Here is a 26,404-nt window from a genome sequence, read left to right as displayed (position 1 = left end):
CGAGGCCTTCATCCAGGTGTCGATCGACTTCGAGGTGTCGGACGCCTTCGAGGCGTCGGTGAAGAAACACCCGCTGATCCGCCGCTGCTACGCCACCACCGGCGAGGCCGACTATCTGCTGCAGATCGTCACCGTCGACATGATGGCGCTCGACCGCATGCTGCGCGTCGAGCTCAGCCGCCTTCCCGGCGTGCGCCGCACCGTCACCTCGATGGCGATGCGCGAGATCAAGAGCGATATCTCGTTTGCCGACGCGGCGGGGCATGTGGCGAGGTAGGTCGCCGACTATTGAGGCGCCACGAAACGACCGACGACTCAGGACCTCGCCGATCTAGCTTCGGCACTCACCTAGGCGGAGCATTAAAGCGAAAGAGGGCCGGCGTGACGAAGCGCCGGCCCTCTCAATACACGTCTCATCGGGTTCAATGACGGAGGCGTGTATTTGTCTCCGTGTTAGCTGCCGGTCCCGGCACTAGCATCGCAAGCGCCGCCCGTAGCTTTCACCACTGCCGCGCCGCCCATGACGCTGCAGAGGCCGGTAAACCGACCGCTCACCCAGCCGCCAATTGCCACGATGGCAAGGATGGCCGCACCAGCAATGATCCCGATCAGGATCGAGTATTCCACCATTGCGGCGCCTTCTTCGTCGTCGCGAAAGCGCCGCGCCGTGTCCATGAGTTTTGTCATTTCGTTTCTCGCTCGGTGTTGGCTCGAGCCTTTGCGACCCGAGCCTGCGGGCTATCAGGAGCCGGTGCCGCCGGTGGCGTCACACTTGCCGAACGTGCCTGCGGTTCCCGTCGCGCCCTTGCCGTTCAAGATACCGCAGAGGCCCGTGAAACGGCCGCTGACCCATCCACCGATCGCAACGATCGCGAGTATCGCGGCGCCGGCGATGATACCGATGAGGATGGAATATTCGACCATCGCCGCTCCGTTTTCGTCATCACGGAACTGCGTAATAATGCTCATAAGCTTCGTCATGATATTTCCCCTTACTCGTCCACACAAAGGGGTCTACCCCGCCATTCAGTGTCTACCCCCCGTCGTTCTTCGACCTCACAACGATGTTACGGCTCGTGAACGGCGTCAATAGGAAATTAGCGTTTTCTTAACCAGAAAATACTTACGCAAAACAATAAAGCCCGTTCAAACCCATGCAGCGCAAGGACTTGAGGCGTTTTAACCATAGGTTGAGCGGAGCAATTCCGTGCTGCCGCAAGCATTAACCGGTTATATCTTTGACCCCCGGGTCGAGACAGCCCCGCAAGCTTCCCGCCTGAAGTGTCAACCTGGTCGAACACGCGTCGCCGTTCGCGGCCGCGTCGCAACAACGCGTCGGCCGACCGATGCGGCACGTCGAAGGTCTCCCTGCACAAGCGCGGCGTCGAGTCCAGACTATTTCTGGCACGGTCGAAGAACGGGGGCCGAACCGGTCTATAAGGCGGTGCGCGGGGGGTTAAGCTGGTGGCAGAATTCATCTCGATCGGAACGGGCGCGGAGCGTGCCGGACAGGTGTCGGCCGGGCGCTTGCGGTTCTTCGCATTCATGACAAGCGCGAGGAGCGCGAGCCGCATCTTGCCGAGGAACAGTCTGGCCGCCGCGCTGGTTGCGTCGACCATGCTGCTGCCGACGGCCATGGCGGCTCGCGCGGCTTCAGTCCTGCCAGAGCCGCAAGACGGATTTCACCAGTCCACGGATGCGAAAGCCCGGTTGCAGGAGGCCAAGCGCGCTCTTCTGGCCCTGGGCAACGGCGGGAACGGTGGCAACGGGGGTAATGGTGGAACCGGCGGAACTGGCGGTACCGGTGGAAATGGCGGCAATGGCGGTGGGGGTGGCGGCGGAACGGGCGGAACTGGTGGAACCGGCGGCAACGGTGGCGGTGGTGGGACCGGTGGAACTGGCGGAACAGGCGGCAATGGCGGCGGCGGAACTGGCGGCACTGGTGGAACCGGCGGAACTGGTGGCACTGGCGGCACGGGCGGAACTGGTGGCACGGGCGGCACCGGTGGCACGGGCGGGACCGGTGGAACCGGTGGCACGGGCGGCACCGGCGGAACGGGTGGCACGGGTGGAACCGGTGGAACGGGTGGGACCGGTGGAACGGGTGGGACCGGCGGCACGGGCGGCACCGGCGGAACGGGCGGCACCGGTGGCACGGGCGGCACCGGTGGAACTGGCGGCACAGGTGGAACCGGCGGCACGGGTGGAACCGGCGGTAATGGCGGAACCGGCGGCGGACATCACAACGCCTCCCCCAGCCATTCGGACGGCGGCTCGCGTTCTTGCGGATCGTCCTGGCGAAGCTCTTGCTGAGGCCGCTTGACTATTGGCCGGTGCGGTAGGCGAAATCGTCGATCGCGACCTGCCAGTAGTGCTGCGTGCGGATCTCGAGCCGCGTGATGTGCCTGTAATCCGCCGCAAAGTAGACCGGCCCGTTCGCCGACAGCACCAGTTGATCCTCATATACCGGCTGGTCGCCCCGCCACGCCTTCAGAATGAGCGTCTCGCCTTCAGCGTCGTCCCAGCCGGCGCCGAAATAGGCGCCCGTGAAATCGAACGGCTTGTCGCTGGACACCTGTGCGGGATGGCCTGAGCTGTTATAGGCGATGAATTCACCCGACATGGTGGTGTTGACGTAGCCCGAGCCGTCGGTGAAGCGCTGGTGCATGGCAACGAGATTGTACCAGTCGAGCCCGCCATAGCCGGACGGAATCTCGGCCACGCCAGGCATCGTCATCAGGTCGTCGAAGCCGACGACATGCTGGTTGGGCAGCGGTTCCCCGGCGGGTCCGGCCTTGCCTGAAAACGCCGAGAGCACGATCGGCGCCGCGCCGGCCACGACCTTGCGCCTCTCCTTCACCCCATTGGCCGAAAGATCAACCAGCCATTCGCCGGGCGCCACGGGGACGCTGAAACGCCCATCCTGCCCCACTTTGGCGGCGGCGGTGACGCCATCCGGCCCTATTAGGGAAACGCGCGCCCCGGCGGCGACCGCTCCGCTGATCGTCAGATCCGCCGCGAGCCCGACCGGGTGCGTCGTGCTGAGCGCGATCATGTCGCCCGGCGCCCCGGGCGAAACGACATAGTCGCTCTCCTGCGAGGCGTTGCCAGTGGTGACGGAAAAACCTGGCGGAGGCACCACCTTGAACTTGTAATGCCCGGGCTCGACGACCTCGAGATCGCGCTGACTGACCGACATGCGGAAATTGGCGAAGCCGCCGGAATTGGTCAGCCGCATGATGGTCTCGCCGTCAGGTTTGTCGAGTTCCACGGCCACACGCGACATCGGCCGGTCGCCCATGTCGTAGACGCCGTTCCTGTTGAGGTCGCGGAACACGAGAAGCGACGTGTTCATCTGGCCGCCGCTGAGGGAACCCCATGCGCGCGCGGGGTAGTAATCCTGGGCGCTGCCGGCGCGGGCCGCGCCGCAGACCATGGCCGAACCGAGTGCCGCCGCGACCACCAGGGTTCCGGCGCCGGGAAACAACAAACCACGCTTCACGGAATTTCCTCTCTCAATCCGGTCCCCTGGAGCCGGGCTATGACGCGGTCGACGTCACCGGCGTCGAAATAGGCAAGGTAGAGCAACGCCATGGTGGCGCTGAAGGTGTAGACCGGCAGCGTCACATAGATGATGGCGTGAAAAGCCAGGCCCGGCAGGACCAAGTAGCGCCTTGTGCGGCGAAACGGCAGGCCGAAAGCAAGGCTGTATTCGAGCGCCACCACGGCAAGGGACACGGCCGTGGCCGCCCAGGCAAAGCCGGGGATCGCCGGATAGTCCGAACCCGCGTAATACCAGAGGAATATCTGCTCGATGCGCGCGCCGCTCAGGAAAGCGTGGTTCGTCTTGTCGAAGGCGGCGAAGAAATAGAGCACCGAGAGCTGCACCACGATCAGCCGCAGCCCCCAGAGATTGCCGCGCTCCGCTGGCGGCGGAAGACCGGCGCGCTCGGCGCGCACCACCGCCAGATAGCGGTCCAGCGAATAGGAGCGGCCGCAAGGGGTGAGCGCGATCAGCAGCGCCGCGACTGCCAGCAGATAGGTATGGTGGTGGGTCCACGGCTCGCGACCGAGCTGGAAGCCGAAATAATAGTACATCGCCATGCCGACCGCGCCGGCCCAGACAGCGGCGACGCGGCTGTGGTAGCCGACAAAGAGCAGCGCTGTCGCGACGAAGAAGTTGGCCGTGAGAAAAAGACCGGTCGGCGATTGATCGATGTAGGCCAGCAACTCGCCTGCCCAACGGGACCAGAACAGCATTGCCAGGCCGATGCGGATCAACGCGGACGAACGCGAGGAACCTTCCGAATAGGCCGCCCAGCCGACGAACCGCGCCGCCAAGGCGCGCATCACGGCCCATCCGGACCAATCGGCGATGGCGTCAGCCGGCGCAGGCATTTGCGGCATCGGTATGGATGATCTGCCAGCCGCCGCGCGTGCCCTGGCGCGCGCGAACGCGGATGTCGGCGCCCTGCCCGGCGGCCGCGCAGAGCTGCTTGATGATGGAGTCCAAATCCTCGCTGCTCTGGACCCACTTCAGCCTGCCGTCGCGAGGGGCGCCAAGCATCTCGAACCGGTCGAGCGGGGCAAGCGTGCCGTCGGGCCGGCGGATCTCGAAGGAAGCGTCGATCACGCCGATCCCGATCGCGCTGAACATGGTCCAGGAGCGCAGGAATGGGGTTTGCACGCCGAAGATCTGCGAGGTGGCCGGACCGGCGATCATGAACGCGGCGATCGCGACGAAGGCGCAGAGCCGCAGGCGTCCCGCCGAGACGCGCCCGGCAGGCTCCGCACTTACTGCGATCGAGACAACATCCGCCACCCGGCCACCCCCAATGGCGACTATAGACCGGATCGACGCCGTTCCTCGACCATCCCAGAAAAAGTCGGGAGATTGGCCTGACGAGGGTTTGAACGATGGCGGCACAGCGCCGAAGCTGCCAATCTCCCCCCTTGTGGGGGAGATGTCCGGCAGGACAGAGGGGGGCGCTGTCCCGCCAGCTTTTCGATTATGAGCACCGCGACGCGCAAGGTTCGCGGTGGAGGGAAATGCACAGGCGCAGTGATCCTTCGCGCCCCCCTCTGGCCTGCCGGCCATCTCCCCCACGAGGGGGGAGATTAGCTGTCACGCAGGCCTCGCCCCAATCGCCGGCATATGCCTCAGCGCCTCAGTGCGATGCCGCCGCCTGCGTGCCGATCTCGAGGAACGGCACGGTCGAGCCAGGGATCATCGATGTCGGCAGTTCGCCGTTCCAGCGCTCGGCCTTGGTCAGTTCGACCAGCAGCGGATTGTTGGCCAGCGCTCCGGCGCGCGCCTTGATGGCGTCGGCGGCGGCCTCGCCCTCGACCTTGGTCTTGTAGGCGCTGGCGTCGGCCTCGGCCTTCACGCTGTCGGCGCGGCCCCTGGCCTGGGTGACGGCGATGTCGGCCTTGATCTTTTCCTGCTGCAGGTTCTGCTCCTGCTTCTGCACTTCGACCTGCGCCGTCATCCTGGCTTCCACCGCCTGCTCGTAGGCGGCGGAGAAGTCGATGTTTTCCACCTGCACGCTGTCGATCGTCACCGGGCCGTCGGTGACGGCGGCGATCGCCGCGGCGACGTCCTTGTTGAAGCCGGCGCGATTCTGGATGACGGAGACCGCGTCATATTGGCCGAACACGGTCTTGACCTGTTGCGGCGCCTTGCGGGCGATGACGCGGTCGGCCAGCGCGTCGACCGAGCCGTAATTGGTGTAGACGTTGCTCACTTCCGCCGCAGGCACGTGGAAGTTCACCGTGACACGCATGTCCGCCGGCTGCTGGTCGCGCGAGTAGGCCTGCATGGCCGGTGCGTTGCCGCAGTCGTTGCCACTCTCGCAGCCCCACCGCAGCACCTGCTGGCGCAGGCTGATCTTCTCGACGCGCTGGAGGAAAGGCAGCTTGAAATGCAGCCCGGGATCGACCACCGCGCTCAGCGCGCCGTTGGTCAACAGCACGCCGCGATCGCCCTGGTCGATCGTGTACCACGAGTTCATAACCGCAAGGGCGGCCACGGCCACGACGCCAAGCGTCGCCAGCCCGGAACCGATCGGCCACGAGCCGATCGCCGCCCCGCCCCGCCGGCGGTTCGTGTTACCCTCAATTTCGGTCATTGATTACCCCATCGGTTGCCATGCCTGCACCGCAGCAACGGCGATGGCAGGACGCAATTGATGTGGATAGCCGGCGTACGCCGCACCAGATGTTACGACTAAAAAATTTTATATTATAAGTGGAATTAACTTCTCTACTTGGCTAACGCCATCAAAAACGCCCTCGCGACGCTCAATCCGCGGCAAACCTTTCCTGCTCGGGATTCAGGTCTTGGCGCGCGGTCTCCTGCTCTCGCTCGGCATCGACCTTGCGCTTCGGGCATTCCTCGAAATCATGGTCGCGGCCGCCGCAATAGGAGCAGCATTTGGCAGGCGTGTCGGGGTGGAACATCGAGGCCATTCCCAAGAATGCACGAAAACGTTTCCGGTTGCAGCAATTGCGTGAAGTCGCCGCTGCCGCCGTTCAGCCCGATGCCCCTGCGCGTCGCGTAAGGACAGCTACGTCCGCCGCGCTTCTTGTCCTTCTGAATTAAAGGAGCTCGCCGCTCATCGCGGCGGGCCCCCGGTCAATCACCGCTCACGCATGCGCGTGCGGATGACGGACGTCCCAGACGGCCCAGGCCGATGCCGCGACCACCAGCACGCCGAGAACGACATGCGTGGCCATGGCGTGCGTCTCGGCTGTGAAGTGCAACAGCCAGGGCGACACGATCAGCCAGAGCCCGAGGACGAGATTGACCCATTCCTCCCACTCGGCGAACACCGAAATCGCGGCGAGCGCCAGCGCCCCGAGGAGGACGCCCACGATCCAGGCGTTCCACGCGGGTGCCATCACACCAACGAATCCGATGACCCAGGGGGAGATGAACAGGCAGATCGCCAGGATGAGATTGACCCAGTCCTGGCCCCGTCTTCCTTCCATCAGTTTGCTTGCCATGACAACCTCCATAGTTGAAGCTTGACCAAAGCAACTGCAGTCGCGTGCGTGCGCACGCTTACCCATTGATGTAATTACGTTTCGATAGCCTGCAAGGAGGGCACCGTGGCAAACTTGCGCGCCACCCTGCCCGTCCCCACCTGCGTCTATGGGAAAGCTTCCCGGCCAGTCGCCTCAAACGCTGAAGTCGCCGTCGTTCTCGGCGCCGAGCTGCGGCACGATGATTGCCTCCAGCGGCGCCGTCAGCGCCCATCTCACCTCGCCGGGAGAGCGCTCCAGGCTGGAGGTGCCGCCCAACGACTGCGGCGCCACGCGCTGCAGCACGACCGTGCCGAAGCCCTTGCGCGCCGTCTCCGGCGGCGGGGCGTCGGCCCGCGCGGGCGATGTCTCGTGCCACATGAGCTGGAACAGGCGCTGCGCCTGAAGTCCGCTCTCGACTTTCCAGGTGATCTCGACGCGGCCGCCCTCGCTGGCCAGCGCGCCATATTTGGACGAGTTGGTGCCGAGTTCGTGGAAGGCCATGCCGAGATTCTGCACGGCGTTCGACTGCAGCGTCAGCAGCGGGCCGGAGAGCGAGATGCGCTCCTCGTGGGCGAACGGCTTCAGATGCTCCTGGATGAGGTCGAACAGGCTGGCTCCCGCCCACTCCGATGTGACAAGAAGATCGTGCGAGCGCGACAGCGCCATGATGCGGGCGCGGATCATTTCCTCGAATTCGCCGGGACCGGTCGAGCGCTTGCTGGTTTCCCTGACCATCGACAGGATGACCGCGAACTGGTTCTTCACGCGATGGTTCACCTCGCGCATCAGGAGCCGGATGCGGCGCTCGCTCTCCTTGGCGGCGGTGATGTCACGGGCGATCTTGGAGGCGCCGACGATCTCGCCCTCGCTGTTGCGGATCGGCGAGACGGTCAGCGACACGGCGATCAGCGAGCCGTCCTTGCGCCGGCGCGTCGTCTCATGGCCGGCTATGCCCTCGCCCCTGCGGATGCGGCCGATGATCTCGGTCTCCTCGCTTTGCAGATGCTCGGGGATCAGCATCAGGATCGACTGGCCGATCGCCTCCTCGGCGCTGTAGCCGAACATGCGCTCGGCGGCGCGGTTCCAGCTGGTGATGACGCTGTTCAGATCCTTGCCGACGATGGCGTCATAGGAGGAATCGACGATCGCCGCGAGGCGTGCGTCGGCACTGGCGTCTTGGCGGATGGGTCCCCCCGAATTCGTCATGGGGGCTAATTAGAGCAAGCGCGGTCGAAGGCAACGACCGGGGCAAGGGGAAACATCATCTGGCCTTGGACCCATCGGGGTTGATGTCGGACTTGCTTTCCGGCGACAGCACCCCGAAATCCTGCGACTTCACGCCGGACCCGGCGGTCAGGAAACCCTCGGCCGCCAGACCCCGGCGCAGCAATTCGCGCACGGCGGCCGAGCGGCTCGGCATGCGCTTGTCGAAACGCCAGTTTTCCAGAGCAGTCAGCTCATCCTCGGTGAGCATGATCTGCAAGCGCTGCGGCCTTTCCAACTCCGCCACTTCAGCCTCCCTCAAAGACAGTGAAATGCCACGAATGAGTATGTGTCTCACTGTGAGTAGAAATAGGGTTTACGACATAAAACGTCAAGAATGGCTGATGCGACAACGGAGCCTTACGCTAACGATGCCCATGATGCGGCGAAACCACATTTGATGATCTATACTAACTAGTTGATTTATTTAATATTTTTAACTTTTGTGTATTGCTATTCGCACGCGGCGGGCGCATGGTGGCTGAAGAGGGATAAACCTTCGCGAAAGGGAGGTTTTCCGAATGCTTATAGGATTTTCCGATCGATTGCGGGACGATGCCCACTGCAAGGTCCAGCAGGCCCTGCGGGAAAATGGCATCGTCGACATTGTCGGGTTGTCGGAGGCGATCAGGCTCGAGAACATCGAGCACAACTTCGCCCGCGAGGACATTGAGACCCTGGTGATGCAGGTGGCGCAGATCTATGGCGCGCCGATCGAGTTCGACGAGCGGACGCTGACGGCGCTGGACATGCCCGATCTCTGCGACCGTGACAATCGCAACGACCTCGAAAGAATACTGGATGAGAGGACGACGCCTGGCGTTCCAGTCGAGATGCTGCAACTCGAGGAATAACGCGCAAACAGCTATCGCCTCAAGGAACCTCTCAATCTGACGTTGCGTTGATCCCGTGGAACGGGAAACGCCAAATGTCCGAGCAAGAGAACCCCACCTTCGAAGATTTCGTGAAGCGGCTTGTCGAAGAAACCGGCATCACCGAAGCCCAGGCGCTCGAACTCGTCCTTCTCATCGGCCTGAATTGGAGTTCGCTCGTTCGAGAGGCAAAGGCGCTCAAATCGGGCGCCTGAAACCTTGCCGGGTCCGGACTGCCTGAAGTGCACGCGTCAGCGGCGGATGGCCATGTTGTCCAGAAGGCGAAGTCCTGTCTCGTAGCTGGTTGGCGCCACGCCTGCCTGATGCGCCTGCCAGAGATTGTCCTTCAGGTCCGCTTCCTTGACAGGCCTCGCCAGCGGGTTCGAGGCGGCGCGGCAGATGAAACCCTGCTCGCTGTCGTCCAGCCTTCTGGTCAAGGCACTGACAGCCGCGACGATCCGGCGGCTGAAGCCAGCCGCCTCCAGCCGCGCCAGCGTCCAGCCCTCGCCTTTCTCGACGACGTCGTGCAGATAGGCGACGGTCTTTTCGTCGATGGTCTCGACCGCCTCGGCCACACGCCTCAGATGTTCGATGTAAGGTCTGCCGTTCTTGTCCTTCTGGCCGCGATGGGCTCTTCGGCAATCTTCGCTGCTTGCTGGAACATTGTCTCCACGAAATCCTGTTGAAGAGCCCGCCTCGGGGACCGCCGGGGCGGGCTCGTACGGGTTGGAGAACCCGGCTTGGTGGCGCCCTTCCCTGGGGAGCGAGTTGCGCGCCACAGCTATAGGAACATCAGCAGCGGCTAATTGTTCCGGCCCGATCCTTGGTTTTCCCAAGGGGCCGACGCATCGACGGACACCCGGAACCAGGTCGTCGGCATCGCGTCGCCCATCGACCGGAACTTCCGCCTTGGGCGTCCGTTTCGCTTTCGTATCCAACGCAGGAGATGACCCATGGATTGGAACCGCGTCGAAGGAAACTGGAAGCAGATGAAAGGCAAGGTCAAGGAACAGTGGGGCAAGCTCACCGATGACGACCTCGACCGCATCGCCGGCAAGCGCGACCAGCTCGAAGGCAAGATCCAGGAACGCTACGGCATCGAGAAGGACCGCGCCCGGCGCGACATCGACGACTGGTATGGCCGGCAGGGCTGGTAAGCCCCACTGCTTCCACAGCCTTTAAGGCGGAGGGCGTTGCCTTGCGGCAGCGCCCTTTTCCGATGTTGGCTTGCGTTGTCCTGCAAGAACCACGGCCCCGGAACAGACCACGGGCATGATCGCGCTATCGAGACCAGGGAAACCGAGAGGCAGGCCCGCGATCCTTGACGGAAACCCGCGTCGGGACGATGGGCAGTCCAGGCCGCACCAAATGCTCTGTCCGGTGCAGCAGTTCGTAGGAACGGTTTATAGCGAGCCGGCTCCCGTGGATGAGCTGCTCCTGAAAGCTGGTGTGCAAGGGGCGCGGGAAAATCTTCTCTCGCAGCATATCGCTCTCCGTTCTCAGACGGGAGCGCTTCGTCGTCTCTCAGCCGCCAATGGTGTCCAGGGCATGGTTACCGGCGATAGGCTGGACATAGGGTGCTTCGGTTCCGCGTCAAGCAACTGAATTCGCGGGCAACTGACTTCGCGGGATCGTCGCAAGATGCGAGGTTCGCACAGCCTCGTTGGTCTTTTCAAGGATTCTCACTATCTATTTGTGGATGAGCGATTGGGCCCCGAAGTGGTCCGCAAGACGTTTCTCTCGATTGAGAAATACTCGGAATTGTTCGGCTAGAGGATGGTGCAGTGTTCAAATCAAAGCTCGAAAACAAGGGCGACGCCACGACGCAGGCAGCACGTTCGATAATCGATGACGAAGCCGCCGCGAGGGCTGCAAAGACCGCCCGCCTCAAGGCGGCACGGCTTGCGCAGCAGCAAGAGGCAAAGCCTGCGAAGGCCAAGACGAAGGGCAAGCGCTGATGAAACATAAGCGCCGCCACCGTCTCATGTGCTTATGCGAGAAGACGGCCCCCGTGGCGCCGATGCCGTCAGGCGCGGGCCTGCTGGCGGACCCTGGGAAAAGCGCCTGGCCGCCCGAACGTCCAGGGGATTAATCCCGATAACTTGCGCGCGGCTAAGGATGTCGCGTGACTGCTGGATCAACCGCCGACTTTCCTGCACGAGCTGGTTGGTTTCTTCGGCGTGCCTGGCGGCGCGGCGCTGCGCTTCGCGAATACGATGGACCAGTCTTTGGGTGTCTTTGATATGCGCCATCTGGAAGACCATGCCACAGCTGTCAGTGTGGCGCACTTACTCATGTTACATGCCGCCAATGTTTCAATCGAGGCACTACCTTCGTCTCCAAGCCGCCATGGAGTCCTGATGGTCGCTCCCGGCGATCAGCTGCAACTAGGATGCTGCTGCTCTCCGTCAGCTGCATCTGCCAGACAGGCCTGCTCGCCTGACTTGGCATAGCGGAAAGCTGGTGCACAAAGCCGCCTTGCCTGATATGAAACTTTGATCACCCCGCAAACATGATATCATTAGCCGAATAATCGATTCGGCGTGGAAGGCCGATGACCAAGATAAGATCCAGACCGCCGCCAACGGCTATCGAAACCGCCTCCAGCGCGGAGGCGTCGGAAGCAATCTATTTCGCCCGCAAATGCGGGCTCGCGCCCGACGAGGCACTGCGGCTGATACGCGAGGCGCAGGAGACACCGGCCCTCGAGGCGTTGGAAGGCGGAAAGCAGAAACGCTAGGCAATTCCAGGAATACAAACGCTCTGGCAGCCATGTGACGTTCTAGCCCCAGGCGGAAAGCCTGGCGCGTATTTCTCTCTCGACCGCGCTGTCCAGGCGCGCCGGCGGCTCGCATTCGACCGATTGCGCACCCAGCATGGCGGCGAGCGCATTGGCATCGCGGCGGAACTTCGGCACCGACACAGTGCGCCCCTGCTCGAGCCAGCCGGCGGCATGCAGGATGAAATGCGATCCCGAGGCCACCGCCGCCGCAACCACCCTGCCCCCTTCGGCGCCGGATTGCGCGTCGTCGACCTTGGCCGAGGTGATCGCGCCGTCCGCCCTCACCGGAACGCCGAGCCGCCTGCCGAGCCCGGCGGCGCAGAACTGGACAAGCTGCGAGGCCGGGTCGCCGAAGTTCGGCAACATGCGGCGCATGTCGAACGGATAGCCGAGGATGCCCATGACCACCGGCGCGCCGGGCCGCCACAGCTGCGCCAGCGCGAGGCCGGCCAGCACCTCGGCATAGCCCTGGATGACGGCCCCGGCGACCGTGACCGGAGCCGTTGCGCCCATCATCATGTAGGACGAGACCATGCTCGCCTCGCCCTTCAGCGCGATCGCCCGCAGGCATTTCAGCGGGTTCGGCCAATAGGTGAGCGGCGGCGTGGCATTGATCAGGTGGAGAAGGTTGCATTCGCCGGCGCGCGCCGGACGGTCGATAGCCGCCGCCGTCAGGTCGATGATCTCCTCGGCCGTCGACGGCGAGGCGATGCTGCCCATGCAGGGCTTGTCCGAAAGGGTCAGATGCGCCAGCAGCATTTCCAGGGGACGCGCGGCTTCGGCGACATCCTCCATGACACAGATCATCTGCCCGGTGTTGGCGAGCGCCGGGCTAGCATGGGCGGCGGCGACCAGATCGCCATAGATCTTGCGGCTGCCGGCCACCCGCTTTCCGTCCTCGAGCAGCACGTTCGGCGCGCCGTATATGGGCGCGAAGATGGCCGCGTCCTCGCTGCCCACCAGCGTGTCGCGCGCGGGTTTCCTGCCGCGCAGCAGGAAGCGACCGGGCGCATGCCGGCGCACGATGCGGCGCAGCTCGGCGCCATCCAGCCGCGCGATGTCGCCGGTCGCCGCGCCGCCCGCCTGCTTCAGGATTTCGATGGTCTCCGGATCGTCCTGGAAGCGGATGCCGGTCTCTTCCAGCACCCGGTCGGCGGCCTTCTCTATCGCCTCCAGGCCGCTGTCGTCCTGTTCGTGGCGATAGCCGCCGGCGATGAAATCCGCCGCCTCGCGATGATCCCTTGTCAATAAAGCCGACATGCTCGCCCCGCATTGCACCGGGGGGATTATCGAGATTCGGCTCGAGGTCGCGACGCTCCCGGCGCGCCCTGGCGCGTCGCATTCCGGGCAGGCGACACGGCAAGGTCGCCTGCCGTCGATCGCCGGACCAACGGCAATTGGCCGGGGGAAAAAGCGCCCGACTATCAAATGTTAGCGCGCACGGATGAACAACCCCATACCTCGTCAGGCACGCCTGTCCTGAAGCCCTGAGACCGGGTCCCTTGCCCGCTCATGGAAATTTTTGAATGCTCGAATCCCTTTTCCTGAATCTCGGCCAGCACGATTCCTTGTCCGACGAAGAGAAAGCGCTGCTCGGAGGGCTGATGTCCGCCGAGAGGGATTTTGCCGTCGGCCAGGACATCGTGTCATCGGGATCGCGGCTAACCCACAGCACACTGATCCTCGACGGGCTGGCGGCCCGCTACAAGGTGCTGGCCGATGGCGGCCGGCAGATCACGTCGCTGCATCTTCCGGGCGATTTCGTCGATCTCTACGCCTTCCTGCTGAAGACAATGGACCACGGCATCACGGCGCTTTCGCCCTGCCATGTCATCATCGCCGACCATTCGAAGCTGCGCAGCATCACCGAGAAGGCGCCGCACCTGACCAGGCTGCTGTGGCTGGATACGCTGGTCGACGGCGCCATCCACCGCGAGTGGATCGTCGCCATGGGACGGCGCTCGAAGGTCTCGCATCTGGCGCATCTGCTGTGCGAGCTCTTCGTGCGGCTGCAGGTGGTCAGGAGGACCAACGGCATGAGCTTCCATTTGCCCGTTTCCCAGGCCGAGCTTGCCGACGTGCTGGGGCTTTCGGTGGTGCATATGAACCGCGTCATCAGCGCGCTGCGCAACAGCGGGGTCATCTCCTGGGCGAACCACACCGTAACGATCCTCGACTGGCACAAGCTGCAGGATATCGCCGAGTTCGACCCGACTTATCTCAGCATGGCGCGCGAGCCGCGCTGAGACGGACCGGGGTAGCCGGCCTTCCCTTACGAGACGGCCCATGAAGGGCACGGACCTAAGCCCGATTGAACACCGGGGCAGATTGCGCGATTGTTCGCTTGCGACAACACAGGTGAACGATGACGCCCAAGGACAAGGCCGCGCCTTTCGTGCCGACCGAGTTTCACGTCAGCACCGTCGAGGATCACGAGGGTGCTCTTGGCATCCTTTCGATCCGGACCACCGAAGGCCTGCTGGATATCGCGCTGGACCAGCAAGCCGCCGATGCCATCGCGAAGGCCGTCGACTCGATAAGGGCCAAGCTCGAGGTAGCCGCGGCGTGAAGCAAAGCCCGGGCACGCGCCGGGCTCAGAGGTCACGGGAACAAGGGCCAATCGGGAGGATTGGGCCCCTCGGTTCAGGGCGCGTCCTGCTTCACCCCCGATTTCATCGCCACCTGGCCGATCGAGGCGTATGCTTTCCATCCCGGAGGCGCCTGTCTCGAGTGGGAGGGCAGAATGGCCAGAGACGCGGTACAGGACGAGCTGTTGCAGGGCTCCAGTTTTCGAGCGCGCCAGCAGCGACTATTTTCCCTGGAAGCTGAGCAAGACGACATTCTGGCCGCTCTAAGCAAGCGCGCCTCATCATTCAATGAGGAGATAAATGCGCTGCCGGAGTCAGCGGCTAAGAAGGAAATTCTCGATCATTTCCAGGAAATCCTGACTTTCATCTTGGTAGCCAAAGCCAGAAATCGCGTAATATTCTTGCTAACCGATCCGTGATCGATGCGAGGAACGCGAGCAGCCGCGACTTAAAAGAATGCCCGGGAACGCGCCGGGCAGAGAGGTCACGGGAACAAGAGCCAATCGGGGAGGATTAGACACCCCTAATTTGCGTCGGCGTGATGTCACTTTGATGACGCCCGGTCCGGCAAGCACCGACCGTTGCCAGGCGCGCGCCGAAGGCAGCGGAACAAGAGGTGGCCCGGCCGCTTATCATGGTGACACAGGATTTGCGGGCCGGGCCGTGCCCCCGCGGCTTGGACAGCACAGGGGCAGACACCCACCTAGCCCCGCTTTCGGCCAGTCACATTAACAAATGACATTGCCGATGGGCTCCGGAAGGCAGTTCGGCCTTGCCTGCTTGCAGACCGCCTTTGCCGGTCAATAACAATTGTTCATTTCTGGCCCCTTTGCCGCGAAAATTCTCTCCGGAACAAGTCGGTGCCGCCACGGTTGGTGATGATCAACCCATCGGAGAATCCCAATATGGCGACGAGCAAAACCCCCGCTAGCAAAGGCCTCGACAACCTCTTCCACGACACGCTGAAGGACATCTACTTCGCCGAGAAGAAGATACTCGCAACCTTGCCGAAAATGGCGAAAGCAGCGCAGGACGAAGCCTTGAAGTCGGCATTCGAAAAACACCGCGTCCAGACCGAGGAGCATGTCGCCCGGCTCGAGGAAGTCTTCAAGGTCATCGACAAGAAACCGGTGGGCAAGACCTGTGCCGCTATCATGGGCATCACCGAGGAAGGGGCCGAAATCATGGAGGACTATAAGGGTTCGGCTTCGCTCGATGCCGGCCTGCTCGCGGCCGCGCAGGCGGTCGAGCATTACGAGATTTCGCGCTACGGGACGCTGAAGACCTGGGCGCAGGAGCTCGGGCTTGCCGATGCGGTCGACCTGCTCGACCGGACGCTGACCGAGGAAAAAGAAACGGACGCGGCGCTGACCGTGCTTGCCGAGTCAGCCGTCAACGTCGCTGCCGAGGCAGCCTGAAGGACGGTTTCACGGGTCGCAATCCCCAGCGGCAAACGCCGGCCATCCTCCCGGGCCGCGTTTAAGAGTGGCCGCAAGTCCGGGCGGATACCGCCGGGTGATTTCCCGGGATTGCGCCAGCGGAAGCCGGGACGTCCCTCATCCCGCGCTTCCCCGAGCCCCGGGAGTCGCGTTCCCGGGGCTCGCCGCCGCGAGGGAGATCCAGTACCGGGGAAGATCAGACTATGCCCGCCGCCGCCACAACTGGCCAAGCAGGGACGTGATCAGGCTGCTGATGAGTATCCAGGCGGCCACCTCATTGGCCGGAGCGGTCGGGCTTGTCGCGGTAACGGGCCCGCCCGAGCCTTTCCTGGCAGCAACCGCCCCGCCGGTGCCCTTCGTGTTCGCATTTGCCGCGGCGACCACCGGCGCAAGGTCTCGCCGGCTGCCCCGCCGGACCGAGTAGGCGCGGGTGATCTCGGCGCCGAAGAGAAATATCTGGGCCGAGTAGTAGACCCACACCAGCACCACCATCAGCGCGCCGGCAGCGCCATAGGAGGTGGCGATGGCGCTGGTGCCGATGTACCAGCCGATCAGCGACTTGCCGACGGTGAAGAGCAGCGCGGTGACCAGCGAGCCGATGGCGACGTCGCGCCATTTCAGCGCGCGGTCCGGCAGGACCTTGTAGATGGCGGCGAAGAGCAGCGCGATCAGCGCGAAGGAGACCGCCGTGTTGACGGCGCTGACGATCAGCTCGCCGAACGGCAGGCGCCGGTTGATCAACTCGCCCAGCGCCGAGATCGCGGTGCTTGCCGCCAGCGACACCAGGAGCAGGAAGCCCAGTGCCGCGACGAGGCCGAGGCTCGCCGCCCGCGCCCGCACCAGCCGTGTCAGCGAAACGCCGTTGGGCTTGACCTTCCAGATCTCGTTCAGCGACTGCTGCATCTCGCCGAACACGCCCGAGGCGGTGACGAAGAGCGTCACCAGCCCTATGAGCGTTGCAAGCGTGCCCGACCAGCGGTGCGAGGCGGTCTCGATCGTCGCCTTGAGCAGATCGGCGCTCTGCGACCCCATAACGCCCGAAATCTCCGCCGAAAGCGCGACCTGGGCGGCATCGTTGCCGACAACGAGACCGGCGATCGCCACAACGATCAGCAGGATCGGCGCCAGCGAGGTTGTGGCGTAGAAAGCCATCGCCGCGCCGTGGCTCAGCGCATTGTCGGCCACATAGCCTTTCACGCTTTCCTTCAGCAGAACCCAGGCTTCCCGACCCTTTGCCATTCAGTGCACCCACGCCCGATGCGAGCGGGCCGGGTGGGACAAGAGCTCGGCTGCCTTTTCGTTGGCCAGGGTGTGAAGCCGGAGAAACCAACCCTGTTCTCTTTGCCACCAGGTCCGGCTGACGCGGCCCGCAAAGACAAAATACGGTGCACGCGCGAATGTTCCCGCGGCCCTGTTTCCGTTTGAAAAGGCCCGCCCGGGAGCCAGGAACCGGGCGGGCAAATCGGGCCTATTGGACCCGAAGGCGGGGGCCGGATAGTCGTGGGCGGCCCGCCGCCCGGTTCCACAACACGCCGATGATGACTTCAGTTCCCGGCGAACGGGTGGGCCAAGATGCGCGCGGCCCTCTATTTGGCGGTCTGGGGCGGCACCTGGCCGGGCTTGATCACCGGCATGTCGCTGCCATTGGCCGGCGGCTGGGTGGCGTTCCGGTCGCCGGTCGGCGGCGGCTTCAACACGCCGCCGCAAGGCGCCAGGCTGCCGGAGAGATTGTCGGACTGGGCGTCCTGCTGCCCGCCATTGTCCTTCTTCGCCGCGTCCGGTTTGACCTCGCAATTCTCGATCTTCGGGTTTTCCGGCTGGTTGCCGGTCTGGGCCGTGGCTGGCAGCGCGGACGCGAGCACAATCGCTGCGCCAAGCAGTGCTTTCCTCATCGGATCCTCCTCGTGGCTGACCAGTCTCATCAGAGGACAACGCGTGCCGGCGCAAAAGGTTGGCCCGGACACATCGGGACACGCGCGGCCATACATCAAAGTTAAATGCCAACGGCGGCGCCGGGGTGTTAGGGATCACCCAATTGGGGGGACTCTTCAGGAGGAGTCCCATGGACGTTCACAACATGATCGAGAGGCTGACGGCCGCTTTCCGTCGCCGGCGCGCCGCTGTCGCGACGATCCCCGTCATCCCCGCGAGGCCGATCCGCGCCTCGCTGGCCGGCGTGCCGGTGAAGACGCGCCCGCGACCACCGCACAGGCCCGCGCCGCCGATCCGGCCGGCCAGCAATATGTAACTGATCAACCAATCATTTCCCGTGCAACCAGCCGGCGACTTGGTCGTTTACGGCGATCCCAATCTTTTGGTGGCAACCATGAAATCCTTTCGGACGAGCAACCCTCTTTTTGTCTTATCGGCCGCGCCGCTGACCGCCGCGCCCTTCCTCGGGCTGGCCTTGCGCACGCGCGAATGGCTGGGATGGTGAGACGCGCATGAGCCGGTTCCTGCCCCTGACCATCCGCTTCGTCAACGGCGGCACGATGGTGGTCACCTCTATCGCCGAGGCCAGGAAGGCGCTCGGCGGCACCTGGAAGAACAAGGACGCGCCCGCCTATCTCCAGGCGGTCGCGCTGGTGGATGACGCTGTGAACGGCATCTGCCGCCCGGCCGTCGCCTTCGCGGCGTTCAGGAAGGTCGCGGCCGAGCAAGGCCTGTTGAAGCGCTCCGATCCAAGCGCCGCGCTCACCATGCTCGACGAGTTGTGGGAGGACGGCAACGCCCCGCGGAGCTAAGCGGAGCCGCGGGGCGGATCACCTCGGCTCGCGGTTCATGCTGAGATAGGTCGGGTCGAACTCGGCAATGCCGACCAGCCGGTCCCAGTCGAGGATGGTGACCATGTGCTGCACCCAGCCGATCGCGCCGAGACCGCGCAGCGCGCCGATGACGCGGTTCATGTGGACGACCGACAGGCCGAGCACGTCGGCAAGCTCGGCCTGCGACAGCGGCAGCCGGAAGCTCATGCCGTTGGTCCGCTTCACGACCTGCAGCCGGACGAACAGCTCGCACAGCAGATGCGCCAGGTGCGAGGTCTTGGAGCGACGGCCCATGGCGACGATCCATTCGCGATGGATGGCGCCGTCGACCAGGGTGTCCAGCCAAAGCAGCCGGGTCAGGTGCGGCGCCTGCTCGGTGATCGCGCGCAGCTTCGCATGGTCGGCAGCCACGATGTGGCAGGGCGAGAGCGCGATGATGCCGTGGTCCATGGTTTTCAGCAGGAAGGCGTGCAGATCGACGAAATCGCCCGGCACCTGGAGCGAGGTGAACTGCCGCCCGCCGTCCTCCAGCACCTTGTAGCGCGCGGCGAGCCCGTCGAGGATCAGCGTGCTGTAGCCAGGGCGCGAACCTTCCGCGACGATATCCTCGCCGACGCCGAAGTGTTTCTCGATCGACATCGCGTCGGCAAGCAACGCCTTCTCCGCTTCGGAGAGGGCATCGTGCTGGCCGAGGTTGAGGTAAAGCGATTCAAGCATCGAGGTTCCGACTTCCGCGTTCGACGCTCAACGTCGCAGGCCGTGTGCTGGTTGCACGCGCCGCACGACGGCGCGGTTACACCGGGGATGGATTTCCTTCGCGGATCAGCCGCTTGGAACCAGGAACGCCGTCATGAATTGAACGTCTAGGTTGCCTGGGTGCTCTCGCGAATGGAACGGTTCTACTTCGATGTCTACAACACCGAACACAGCCAGTTGGACAGCGAGGGGCAGCTTCTGCCCACCCGCGAGCGCGCCGGCATGGAGGCGTTGCGCATCCTTCAGGACGTCGCGCGTGACGAGATGCCGGGCGGCGACCATCTGAGGATCACCGTGCGCGTGCGCAACGAGGAGAGCGAGCAGGTCTTCGAGGCATCGCTGACGCTCGACTCCAGCTGGAGCTGAGCGCCGGCGACCCGGATCACAGCCCGGCCAGTTCGGGTACCGCCAGGGGCGGCGGCAGGTCGAAGGCCAGGTTGCGATGCCTGGCAATCGCAGCACTTGCGATCATGTCTTCGAGTTGGCGGTCGGAGAGCGTGCATTGCGGCAGAACGCAGCGGATGGCGGTCACTGCCTGGGCCGTCGAAATCGGCCAGTCGGGGCTTTTGCGGGATTCGACATAGTGGTCGATGATGCGGGTCAGGCTTCTTGCAGGCATATTGATCACGGGCACAGCCTCCTCCTTGCTACCCTCGACCCGACAATGGCGGGCGGCCGGCATGCCCCGCTATTAAGATTGTTAAGAAGCTGGAAAAATATCGCCCTGCCCTTGACGTCATCCGTGAAGCCGGATCGTCAGCGCCGGTTTTCGCTCGCCGCCCGCAACACCCTTGCCTCCCGCACCAGCGAGCTCCAGTTGAGGCCTAGCAGATAGACGAGCTCGAGCGCCTCCGCTTCGCTGATGCCGGCTTCCTCGACAAGGCGCTTCACGACGGCGTCCAGTGACGCATGCGGTCGGTCGTCGGCCATGAGGCGACTCCCCTTCGCGCGCCCAACGGTTAACATATGTTAATGTTCCACCCGTGCTCTTCACGCTTTCGAGATCGCCAGGGAAGCAGCCGCCAGCCTTCTGGCGTCGAACGGTTTTTCCCAGCGCTGAACATCGCCAAAGCTTTCCGGAATAGCAGGCCCGTCATAGCCCGTCGCGAATAGGAAGGGGATGCCGCGCGCCTTCAACTCGGCGGCGAGCGGAAACGCCATCTCGCCGCGCAGGTTGATGTCGAGGATAGCGCTGTCAGGCCGAGATTGATCCAGAACCTGCAGGGCCTGCTCCAGCCCGCTGACCGGGCCGAGCACGCGCGCGCCGAGGTTTTCGAGCGCCAACCTTATCTCGCTGGCGATGAAATACTCATCCTCGACCACGAGAATTGTCGGCGTATCGCTCTCGTCGAGTTGGGGCATGAGGTGGCCTTCCGAGGAAAATACCCGATTATGCCACTGGCCCGGATTTGAAACTAACATATGTGAAGACCTGTATCGCGCGAAAAGGCTATCGCTTGTATCAGCGACCCAAAGGCGACCGATGCCCGACGCACTCATCAAAAAACTGGAACACTTCGTACATCTGTCAAGCAACGACAAGGACGTTCTAGCCAGGGCCGCGGCCGAGCGGGTGCGCAAGCTTGGCGCGCATGAGCATATCGTGGCCGAGGGCGAAAAGCCGAAGGCCATCAATCTCATGCTCGATGGCTGGGCATGCCGCTACAAGCACCTGGAAGACGGCCGCCGGCAGATCGTCGGCTTCTTCCTGCCGGGAGATTTGTGCGACCTCAATGTCTTCATCCTGCGCGAGATAGATCACTCGATCGCCAGCATCGGCGGGGTGACGGTGGCGGAGATCACGCGGCACGCCTTCGAGACCATCCTCGACGGGCACGCGCGGATCGCCCAGGCGCTGTGGTGGGATTCGCTGGTGACGATCGCCATCCAGCGCGAGTGGACCGTCAACCTCGGCCAGCGCGATGCGCTCGAACGCGTCGCGCATCTTTTCTGCGAGATCTTCCTGCGACTGCAGGCCGCCGGGCTGACCCGCGGCAAGAGCTGTCATTTCCCGGTCACCCAGACCGAGCTCGCCGACGCGACCGGCATGTCGACCGTCCATGTCAACCGGACGCTGCAGGAGCTCCGCAACATGAGGCTCATCAACCTCACCAACCGGATGCTGACCATACCCGACCTGCCCCGGCTGATGCGGACGGGCCTGTTCAATCCGAACTACCTGCATCTCGAACGAGAAGGAGCGCATCTGGACGCCAATGAATAGGACGGCGCCACACACGACCGCATGGCCGCCGGGAGACGGCGCGATGGCGCGGCGCGTGCGCGAGCACGACTGGGAAGCGACGTCGCTCGGCCCGATCGAGGCCTGGCCGCAGCGCCTGAAGGGGCTGGTCGATCTCATCCTCGCATCGCACCAGGCGATGTATGTCGTGGCCGGCGGCGACCTGGTGATGATCCACAACGACGCCTATGACGATCTGGTGCACGGCCGGCGACCGCCGGTGCTGGGCGTCCCGTTCCGGACGGCGTTCAAGGACCAGTGGCCGGTGCTGGAGCCCCTTGTCGACAGAGTGATGCGGGGGCAGCCGCAAGTCGTGACCGACCAGCGCTTCTCGATGCCCTGGCGCCCCGACCAGCCCGAGGGGTGGTTCACCTTCAGCCTGACGCCGCTGCACGACGACGAGGGCGAAACCAACGGCTTCCTGGCTTCCACTATCGAGACCACGGGCCGGGTGCGGATGGAGAACGCGCTTCGCGAAAGCGAGGCGCGGCATGCCTTCCTGCTGCGGCTCAGCGATAGCCTGCGGCCGCTCACCAACGCCATCGCCATCCAGGAGACCGCAAGCCGCCTGCTGGGCGAGCAACTCGGCGTTGAGCGCGCGGCCTATGGGGAAATGCTGCCGGACGACGAGCATATGGTGGTTGCGCGCGACTGGACCCGCGAAGGCGTGGCATCGGTCGTCGGCACCTATCGGGTCACGGATTCCGGGGCTTTCTTCATGCAGGCCCTGCGCGTCGGAAAGCTGGCCGTCATCGAGGACGCGCTGACCGACGCCGGGGTGTCGCGCGAGAACTACGAGCGGATCTGGTCCGTAATCGACGCGCGGGCCGCGATTGCCCATCCGATCGTCAAGGACGGGCGCCTGACCGCCGCTTTCTTCATCCATTCCAAACTGCCGCGCCGTTGGACGCCGGATGAAATCTCGCTGGTGACGGATGTCGGCGAGCGCACCTGGGAAGCGGTCGAGCGCGCCCACACCGAGATCGCGCTGCATGACCGCGTCGCCTGGCTTGCCGGCCAGAAGGATGCCTTCCTGGCCGCCATCAACGGCGCGCCGCTTGCCCAGTCGCTCGGCTTCCTCGTCGCCACCGCGCTCGCGCAGATCGGCGGCGACATGCGCTGCGCCTTCTACGTCGCGAACGCCGAAGGCACCGAGCTGCGGCATGTCGTGGGAATGCCGGAGCCCTATGCGCTGTGCGTCGACGGGTTCAGGATCGCGTCGGATTCGCTGGCCTGCGGCCTCGCCGTCCACAATGGAAACCCGGTCATCACCGCCGACGTCGTCAAGGAGCCGCGCTGGGGGCCATGGCTGTGGCTTGCCGAGCAATATGCCTACCGTGCGGTGTGGTCCTTCCCGATCGAGACATCGACAGGAAAGGTGGTCGGCACCTTCGCCATGTATTTCGGCAAGCCGCGCGAGGCGACGCCGCTCGACCACGAATTCGCCGCCGTGATCACCCGGGCGGCGGCGATTATCATTTCGCGCCACCGGGAAGCGCAAGACCGGGCCACCGCCGAAGCCGCGCTCGGCGAAACCGAGGAAAGGCTCCAGCAGTTCGCCGACGCCTCGCTCGACGTGCTATGGATCCGCAGCGCCGCCGACCTCCAGTGGACTTTCCTCAGCCGGGGCTTCGACAAGATATACGGCATCAGCCGGCAAGACGCGCTGGCGGGAGACAATTTCACATCCTGGATGGAGCTGATCCTGCCGGAGGATCGCGACGTGGCCATGGCCAACATCCGCAACGTGATCGAGGGCAAGCGCGTCGCCTTCGAATACCGTATCAGGCGTCCCGTCGACGGGCAGATACGCTGGTTGCGCAACACCGACTTCCCGATGCGCAACGCGAACGGCGAAATCGACCGGATCGGCGGCGTGGGCCACGACATAACGCCTTTGAAGGATGCCCAGGAGCACCAGAAATTCCTGCTTGCCGAACTGCAGCACCGTGTGCGCAACACGCTTTCCGTCATCAGGGCGATCGCGCGCCGAAGCGCCGAATCCAGCGAGACGGCCGAGGAACTCGGCATGCATCTCGACGGCCGCATCGCGGCCTTCGCTCGCGTTCAGGCCGCGGTCACCCGCGACCCGACCGCGGGTCTCGACCTGGAAGGGCTGGTCGCCGATACGCTTTTTGCCGCCTCGGCAAGGGAAGGCGAGCAACTGTCGATCGCCGGCCCGCCGGTGCAACTGGCCGCCAAGGCCGCCGAAACAATCGGCCTTGCCCTGCATGAGCTGACGACCAATGCGCTGAAATACGGTGCTCTGTCGGTGCCGGACGGACATATCGCGGTGCGCTGGACATTGGACAAGGCGCCCGACAGCGACTGTGCGGCGCTCTCGCTCGAATGGGTCGAATCCGGCCAGACGCCGAGCGATACCAGACCGAAGCGCAACGGCTTCGGCACCGAGCTTCTGACGCGGAGCCTCGCCTACGACCTCAACGCCAGCGTCGAACGTCAATTCGGGGAAAACGGCATGCGCTACGCCGTCCGTATTCCGGCCACGTCGCAGATCGTGAAATTCTAGGCAGCTCGCCGCTTGTTGCGCGCCGTTGCGCCGCCGCTGTCGCTACGGAAAGTATGCCAGGCCGACATAAACAACCGGCGCGGCGATGAAGCAAAACGCGATCGCGATCACCACGGCAACGCCCAGATTCTCCGCCCGCCTGGCGATGTCGGCCACGTCCTCGTCGGGAAGAAGGTCGAGTATCGACCGATCGGCCGTCCCGGAAGAACGATTGTCGTTAGCGGGCGGGCTCGTGGCCTCCCGCTGGTCTGGCCTGACTGAAGATAGGGTCACACTTTGCCTCGATGCGCTCGCCGGATAGCCAATGGGTGCCGGCCAGTACGGAGAACTGGCGGCACCCAAATCAGCTGCCGATTGAGGGGGCTTTATCGGCAGCCGAGCGATAACTCGCAACCCCGACCATGGTTGCGCGGCTCGGCCTTTTAGCAGCAAAGATAGGACTTCAGTCCGATCCGGACCGACCGGACCCGGCTTTGGCAGCCGCCATGACCGACCGGCTCCGCGCCTGTCGGCTCTCTCTTCGCGGTCGACCGGCATCGCCTTTCGGATGGAACCTCTTTCCCGCCCCTCAGTTCCCCTAGCGGAGGCCAGTTGGCCCAAGTCGGCGGGCCAGACAGGCAGGACGACGTTTTCACGGAGGCACCGATGTCCCTGCATATGCTTCATCCGGAACGCATCGACGAGACCCGCATGCATGCCTATTCGGCATTCGCACCTCTGCTCATCCATGCGCTGGCCCATAGGCTGGCGCGCGGCCAGGGGATGAAGGAATTGGGCAGGCTCGAGCAATCGCTTGTGCGGCTGGTGGAGGAAACCGACCTCGCCGCGCCGCATGCCGAGGCGATGAAGGAATTCGCGGTCGAGCTGATCGTTTCGACGTTGCGCAACGTGCGCGAGCATCCCGACGCAAAGCACGACCTGGAAGAGATCGGCGACCGCCGCGCCGCCGGCCGCTCGGAGAATCCGGACACGCTGGAAGAGCAGCTGCAATCCGGCCTCGAGGACAGCTTTCCGGCCAGCGACCCACCAGCCGTCGTTTCGACCGCCATCAGCGGCGGCTCGAAGGAAATCGTCGGCACCGACGAGGTTCTGCGCTGCAAAAAGGAAGCACGCGGCAAGCATTCCTAGAACCGAGAACTCACCCGCAAAGGAGGCCTGTGATGAACCAGGCAAACGACAATCGCATCCCCCACCGTCCGGGCGCCGCCCAAGCGCCGCGAACCGGCAAGTTGCCGGTTAAGGGCGGCCACGATCCGGATGTGCGGTTCCTGGCCGAAAACACCGATCTTTCGCCAAATCAGGCGCGCGAGTTGATCCGCGAACACGGGCACGATCGCGACAGGCTGCTTGAGATCGCCCGCACCATGAAGGCCGAAAGCTGAGGAGCAGAACATGCCACGCGGAGACAAATCGAAATACACCGACAAGCAGGAGCGCAAGGCCGACCACATCGCGGAGGGCTATGAGAAGCGCGGCGTTCCCGAGAAGGAAGCCGAGCGCCGCGCCTGGGCGACCGTGAACAAGGACGATGGCGGCGGCAAGAAGGAAGGCGGCTCGGGCCGCGGCCAGCACACCGGCAACCCCGCCGCGCACAAGGGCGGCAAGCTCGGCGGCGCGGCTGCCGCCGACCGCCCGGCGGCCGAGCGCTCGGCTTCGGCCAAGAAGGCCGCGGCAACGCGCAAGCGCGACGGGGAGCATACGCATAGGTAGACGGGGCGCCTCGGGCTTGATCCGAGGAATCATGCCGTAACGATCGCCGAAGGGCGCGACGGAGCGCCGTCCCCATCCTTCGTCATTCTAGGGCGGAGCAAGGAGCGAAGCGACGCGCGCAGACCCTAGAATCCATTCCGTCACGTTCGTGTTCCGCAACTGTGCAGAACGATCATCAGCCAATCCCGCGAATCAGCTCGAACCATTCAGGATTGGTCTTCTCGATGAGTTCGATCCTCCATTGGCATGGCTAGGGCTTTTCTGCTCGGGCAGCCGGTCATTGGTGGCACGGATATAGACCGTGCCGCGTTTCTGGCTCTCGGTGATGTAGACGTAGAGCGATCCAAGCTGGCGCGGGTTCTGCAGGCTATTCTGGACCGTTGCATTCTACGGCCGATGACACGGCATGGATTCTAGGGTCTGCGCGCGTC

The 26,404-nt window shown here is 64.1% G+C and carries 36 protein-coding genes and 1 pseudogene; 18 read left to right on the top strand and 19 right to left on the bottom strand.

All coding sequences use genetic code 11. The annotated features are described in order from the left end of the window. The coding region (locus tag Q0L57_RS16530; RefSeq protein ID WP_296744222.1) for an Lrp/AsnC ligand binding domain-containing protein at nt 1-277 on the top strand (277 nt) is incomplete at its 5' end. Nucleotides 278-453: 176 nt separating this feature from the next. On the opposite strand, the gene Q0L57_RS16525 is transcribed toward Q0L57_RS16530, so the two are convergent. The 11 genes from Q0L57_RS16525 to Q0L57_RS16475 all read right to left on the bottom strand — a co-directional run bounded on the left by Q0L57_RS16525 (nt 454) and on the right by Q0L57_RS16475 (nt 8,536). Beyond that, entirely contained in the window at nt 454-687 is a 234-nt protein-coding gene (locus Q0L57_RS16525) for a Flp family type IVb pilin (protein ID WP_296744221.1), read from the bottom strand. Between the two features lie 54 nt (nt 688-741). Then, a complete protein-coding gene (locus tag Q0L57_RS16520) occupies nt 742-981 on the bottom strand; it encodes a Flp family type IVb pilin (protein WP_296744220.1) in 240 nt (79 codons plus the stop codon). Between the two features lie 672 nt (nt 982-1,653). Continuing rightward, nucleotides 1,654-2,241 carry a hypothetical protein gene (locus Q0L57_RS16515; protein ID WP_296744219.1) on the bottom strand — a complete coding sequence of 196 codons (588 nt, stop codon included), beginning with the start codon at nt 2,239-2,241 and terminating at the stop codon, nt 1,654-1,656. 82 nt (nt 2,242-2,323) lie between these two features. Further along, nucleotides 2,324-3,502, bottom strand: coding sequence for an SdrD B-like domain-containing protein (locus Q0L57_RS16510; RefSeq protein WP_296744218.1), 1,179 nt, complete (start codon nt 3,500-3,502; stop codon nt 2,324-2,326). Beyond that, complete coding sequence (locus tag Q0L57_RS16505) at nt 3,499-4,398, bottom strand: HTTM domain-containing protein (protein WP_296744217.1); 900 nt, start codon at nt 4,396-4,398, stop codon at nt 3,499-3,501. The genes Q0L57_RS16510 and Q0L57_RS16505 overlap by 4 nt, the downstream gene beginning before the upstream one ends. Further along, entirely contained in the window at nt 4,382-4,822 is a 441-nt protein-coding gene (locus Q0L57_RS16500; protein WP_296744216.1) for a hypothetical protein, read from the bottom strand. The genes Q0L57_RS16505 and Q0L57_RS16500 overlap by 17 nt, the downstream gene beginning before the upstream one ends. 346 nt (nt 4,823-5,168) lie before the next feature. Beyond that, entirely contained in the window at nt 5,169-6,128 is a 960-nt protein-coding gene (locus tag Q0L57_RS16495; protein ID WP_296744215.1) for a prohibitin family protein, read from the bottom strand. Between the two features lie 172 nt (nt 6,129-6,300). Beyond that, the gene (locus Q0L57_RS16490) at nt 6,301-6,459 is read right to left on the bottom strand and encodes a hypothetical protein (protein WP_296744214.1); all 159 of its coding nucleotides are present in this window, start codon (nt 6,457-6,459) and stop codon (nt 6,301-6,303) included. A 186-nt stretch (nt 6,460-6,645) separates the two neighbouring features. Then, nucleotides 6,646-7,005 carry an SPW repeat protein gene (locus tag Q0L57_RS16485; RefSeq protein ID WP_296744213.1) on the bottom strand — a complete coding sequence of 120 codons (360 nt, stop codon included), beginning with the start codon at nt 7,003-7,005 and terminating at the stop codon, nt 6,646-6,648. A gap of 174 nt (nt 7,006-7,179) precedes the next feature. Continuing rightward, nucleotides 7,180-8,232: a sensor histidine kinase gene (locus Q0L57_RS16480; RefSeq protein WP_296744212.1), complete on the bottom strand. Its 1,053-nt coding sequence runs from the start codon at nt 8,230-8,232 to the stop codon at nt 7,180-7,182. A 55-nt stretch (nt 8,233-8,287) separates the two neighbouring features. After that, the gene (locus tag Q0L57_RS16475) at nt 8,288-8,536 is read right to left on the bottom strand and encodes a hypothetical protein (RefSeq protein WP_296744211.1); all 249 of its coding nucleotides are present in this window, start codon (nt 8,534-8,536) and stop codon (nt 8,288-8,290) included. A 274-nt stretch (nt 8,537-8,810) separates the two neighbouring features. Here Q0L57_RS16475 and Q0L57_RS16470 point away from each other — a divergent pair, with 274 nt between their 5' ends. Together Q0L57_RS16470 and Q0L57_RS16465 are read left to right on the top strand one after the other, a co-directional pair. Next, the gene (locus Q0L57_RS16470; RefSeq protein WP_296744210.1) at nt 8,811-9,143 is read left to right on the top strand and encodes a hypothetical protein; all 333 of its coding nucleotides are present in this window, start codon (nt 8,811-8,813) and stop codon (nt 9,141-9,143) included. A 74-nt stretch (nt 9,144-9,217) separates the two neighbouring features. Beyond that, the gene (locus tag Q0L57_RS16465) at nt 9,218-9,376 is read left to right on the top strand and encodes a hypothetical protein (RefSeq protein WP_296744209.1); all 159 of its coding nucleotides are present in this window, start codon (nt 9,218-9,220) and stop codon (nt 9,374-9,376) included. 36 nt (nt 9,377-9,412) lie between these two features. On the opposite strand, the pseudogene Q0L57_RS16460 reads toward Q0L57_RS16465, so the two are convergent. Beyond that, nucleotides 9,413-9,825, bottom strand: a pseudogene (locus Q0L57_RS16460) (HD domain-containing protein). A 289-nt stretch (nt 9,826-10,114) separates the two neighbouring features. Here Q0L57_RS16460 and Q0L57_RS16455 point away from each other — a divergent pair. The 3 genes from Q0L57_RS16455 to Q0L57_RS16445 all read left to right on the top strand — a co-directional run bounded on the left by Q0L57_RS16455 (nt 10,115) and on the right by Q0L57_RS16445 (nt 11,901). Further along, on the top strand, nt 10,115-10,318 hold the full coding sequence (locus tag Q0L57_RS16455; protein ID WP_296744208.1) for a CsbD family protein: 204 nt from the start codon (nt 10,115-10,117) through the stop codon (nt 10,316-10,318). A 627-nt stretch (nt 10,319-10,945) separates the two neighbouring features. Then, on the top strand, nt 10,946-11,119 hold the full coding sequence (locus tag Q0L57_RS16450; RefSeq protein ID WP_296744207.1) for a hypothetical protein: 174 nt from the start codon (nt 10,946-10,948) through the stop codon (nt 11,117-11,119). 596 nt (nt 11,120-11,715) lie between these two features. Continuing rightward, nucleotides 11,716-11,901, top strand: coding sequence for a hypothetical protein (locus Q0L57_RS16445; RefSeq protein WP_296744206.1), 186 nt, complete (start codon nt 11,716-11,718; stop codon nt 11,899-11,901). 42 nt (nt 11,902-11,943) lie between these two features. Here Q0L57_RS16445 and Q0L57_RS16440 read toward each other — a convergent pair whose 3' ends face one another. Next, the gene (locus tag Q0L57_RS16440) at nt 11,944-13,203 is read right to left on the bottom strand and encodes a trimethylamine methyltransferase family protein (protein ID WP_296744205.1); all 1,260 of its coding nucleotides are present in this window, start codon (nt 13,201-13,203) and stop codon (nt 11,944-11,946) included. Between the two features lie 266 nt (nt 13,204-13,469). Here Q0L57_RS16440 and Q0L57_RS16435 point away from each other — a divergent pair, with 266 nt between their 5' ends. The 4 genes from Q0L57_RS16435 to Q0L57_RS16420 all read left to right on the top strand — a co-directional run bounded on the left by Q0L57_RS16435 (nt 13,470) and on the right by Q0L57_RS16420 (nt 15,949). Further along, on the top strand, nt 13,470-14,189 hold the full coding sequence (locus Q0L57_RS16435; protein ID WP_296744204.1) for a Crp/Fnr family transcriptional regulator: 720 nt from the start codon (nt 13,470-13,472) through the stop codon (nt 14,187-14,189). A 119-nt stretch (nt 14,190-14,308) separates the two neighbouring features. After that, on the top strand, nt 14,309-14,512 hold the full coding sequence (locus tag Q0L57_RS16430; protein ID WP_296744203.1) for a hypothetical protein: 204 nt from the start codon (nt 14,309-14,311) through the stop codon (nt 14,510-14,512). Between the two features lie 174 nt (nt 14,513-14,686). Next, nucleotides 14,687-14,950: a hypothetical protein gene (locus Q0L57_RS16425; RefSeq protein WP_296744202.1), complete on the top strand. Its 264-nt coding sequence runs from the start codon at nt 14,687-14,689 to the stop codon at nt 14,948-14,950. Nucleotides 14,951-15,436: 486 nt separating this feature from the next. Then, nucleotides 15,437-15,949: a ferritin-like domain-containing protein gene (locus tag Q0L57_RS16420; protein ID WP_296744201.1), complete on the top strand. Its 513-nt coding sequence runs from the start codon at nt 15,437-15,439 to the stop codon at nt 15,947-15,949. Nucleotides 15,950-16,171: 222 nt separating this feature from the next. On the opposite strand, the gene Q0L57_RS16415 is transcribed toward Q0L57_RS16420, so the two are convergent. Next, nucleotides 16,172-17,209: a YihY/virulence factor BrkB family protein gene (locus tag Q0L57_RS16415; RefSeq protein WP_296744200.1), complete on the bottom strand. Its 1,038-nt coding sequence runs from the start codon at nt 17,207-17,209 to the stop codon at nt 16,172-16,174. Between the two features lie 347 nt (nt 17,210-17,556). Beyond that, entirely contained in the window at nt 17,557-17,862 is a 306-nt protein-coding gene (locus Q0L57_RS16410; RefSeq protein WP_296744199.1) for a hypothetical protein, read from the bottom strand. A gap of 170 nt (nt 17,863-18,032) precedes the next feature. On the opposite strand from Q0L57_RS16410, the gene Q0L57_RS16405 reads away from it, so the two are divergent. Both Q0L57_RS16405 and Q0L57_RS16400 read left to right on the top strand, forming a co-directional pair. Then, nucleotides 18,033-18,218 carry a hypothetical protein gene (locus Q0L57_RS16405; protein ID WP_296744198.1) on the top strand — a complete coding sequence of 62 codons (186 nt, stop codon included), beginning with the start codon at nt 18,033-18,035 and terminating at the stop codon, nt 18,216-18,218. 196 nt (nt 18,219-18,414) lie between these two features. Next, on the top strand, nt 18,415-18,714 hold the full coding sequence (locus Q0L57_RS16400; protein WP_296744197.1) for a DUF982 domain-containing protein: 300 nt from the start codon (nt 18,415-18,417) through the stop codon (nt 18,712-18,714). Nucleotides 18,715-18,732: 18 nt separating this feature from the next. On the opposite strand, the gene Q0L57_RS16395 is transcribed toward Q0L57_RS16400, so the two are convergent. After that, nucleotides 18,733-19,452 carry a Crp/Fnr family transcriptional regulator gene (locus tag Q0L57_RS16395; protein ID WP_296744196.1) on the bottom strand — a complete coding sequence of 240 codons (720 nt, stop codon included), beginning with the start codon at nt 19,450-19,452 and terminating at the stop codon, nt 18,733-18,735. 171 nt (nt 19,453-19,623) lie between these two features. On the opposite strand from Q0L57_RS16395, the gene Q0L57_RS16390 reads away from it, so the two are divergent. Next, entirely contained in the window at nt 19,624-19,857 is a 234-nt protein-coding gene (locus Q0L57_RS16390; RefSeq protein ID WP_296744195.1) for a hypothetical protein, read from the top strand. Nucleotides 19,858-19,873: 16 nt separating this feature from the next. Here the strand turns inward: Q0L57_RS16390 and Q0L57_RS16385 are convergent, their stop codons facing one another. The 3 genes from Q0L57_RS16385 to Q0L57_RS16375 all read right to left on the bottom strand — a co-directional run bounded on the left by Q0L57_RS16385 (nt 19,874) and on the right by Q0L57_RS16375 (nt 20,853). Beyond that, nucleotides 19,874-20,110: a hypothetical protein gene (locus Q0L57_RS16385; RefSeq protein ID WP_296744223.1), complete on the bottom strand. Its 237-nt coding sequence runs from the start codon at nt 20,108-20,110 to the stop codon at nt 19,874-19,876. Nucleotides 20,111-20,247: 137 nt separating this feature from the next. Beyond that, the gene (locus Q0L57_RS16380) at nt 20,248-20,421 is read right to left on the bottom strand and encodes a hypothetical protein (RefSeq protein ID WP_296744194.1); all 174 of its coding nucleotides are present in this window, start codon (nt 20,419-20,421) and stop codon (nt 20,248-20,250) included. Nucleotides 20,422-20,481: 60 nt separating this feature from the next. After that, nucleotides 20,482-20,853 carry a response regulator gene (locus Q0L57_RS16375; RefSeq protein ID WP_296744193.1) on the bottom strand — a complete coding sequence of 124 codons (372 nt, stop codon included), beginning with the start codon at nt 20,851-20,853 and terminating at the stop codon, nt 20,482-20,484. A 121-nt stretch (nt 20,854-20,974) separates the two neighbouring features. Here Q0L57_RS16375 and Q0L57_RS16370 point away from each other — a divergent pair, with 121 nt between their 5' ends. The 5 genes from Q0L57_RS16370 (at nt 20,975) to Q0L57_RS16350 (ending at nt 25,973) form a co-directional block, all read left to right on the top strand. Then, nucleotides 20,975-21,715 (top strand): Crp/Fnr family transcriptional regulator, encoded by a 741-nt coding sequence (locus tag Q0L57_RS16370; protein WP_296744192.1) that lies wholly within the window; start codon nt 20,975-20,977, stop codon nt 21,713-21,715. A gap of 43 nt (nt 21,716-21,758) precedes the next feature. Then, on the top strand, nt 21,759-24,263 hold the full coding sequence (locus Q0L57_RS16365) for a GAF domain-containing protein (protein ID WP_296744191.1): 2,505 nt from the start codon (nt 21,759-21,761) through the stop codon (nt 24,261-24,263). Between the two features lie 645 nt (nt 24,264-24,908). Continuing rightward, the gene (locus Q0L57_RS34275; RefSeq protein ID WP_366940927.1) at nt 24,909-25,391 is read left to right on the top strand and encodes a hypothetical protein; all 483 of its coding nucleotides are present in this window, start codon (nt 24,909-24,911) and stop codon (nt 25,389-25,391) included. 32 nt (nt 25,392-25,423) lie between these two features. Next, on the top strand, nt 25,424-25,645 hold the full coding sequence (locus tag Q0L57_RS16355; protein WP_296744190.1) for a hypothetical protein: 222 nt from the start codon (nt 25,424-25,426) through the stop codon (nt 25,643-25,645). 10 nt (nt 25,646-25,655) lie between these two features. Further along, nucleotides 25,656-25,973 carry a plasmid stabilization protein gene (locus Q0L57_RS16350; protein ID WP_296744189.1) on the top strand — a complete coding sequence of 106 codons (318 nt, stop codon included), beginning with the start codon at nt 25,656-25,658 and terminating at the stop codon, nt 25,971-25,973. Nucleotides 25,974-26,404 lie beyond the last annotated feature (431 nt).

This window comes from Mesorhizobium sp. (assembly GCF_024509055.1).
Lineage (GTDB): Bacteria > Pseudomonadota > Alphaproteobacteria > Rhizobiales > Rhizobiaceae > Mesorhizobium.
This window is presented reverse-complemented; position numbering and strand designations above follow the sequence as displayed.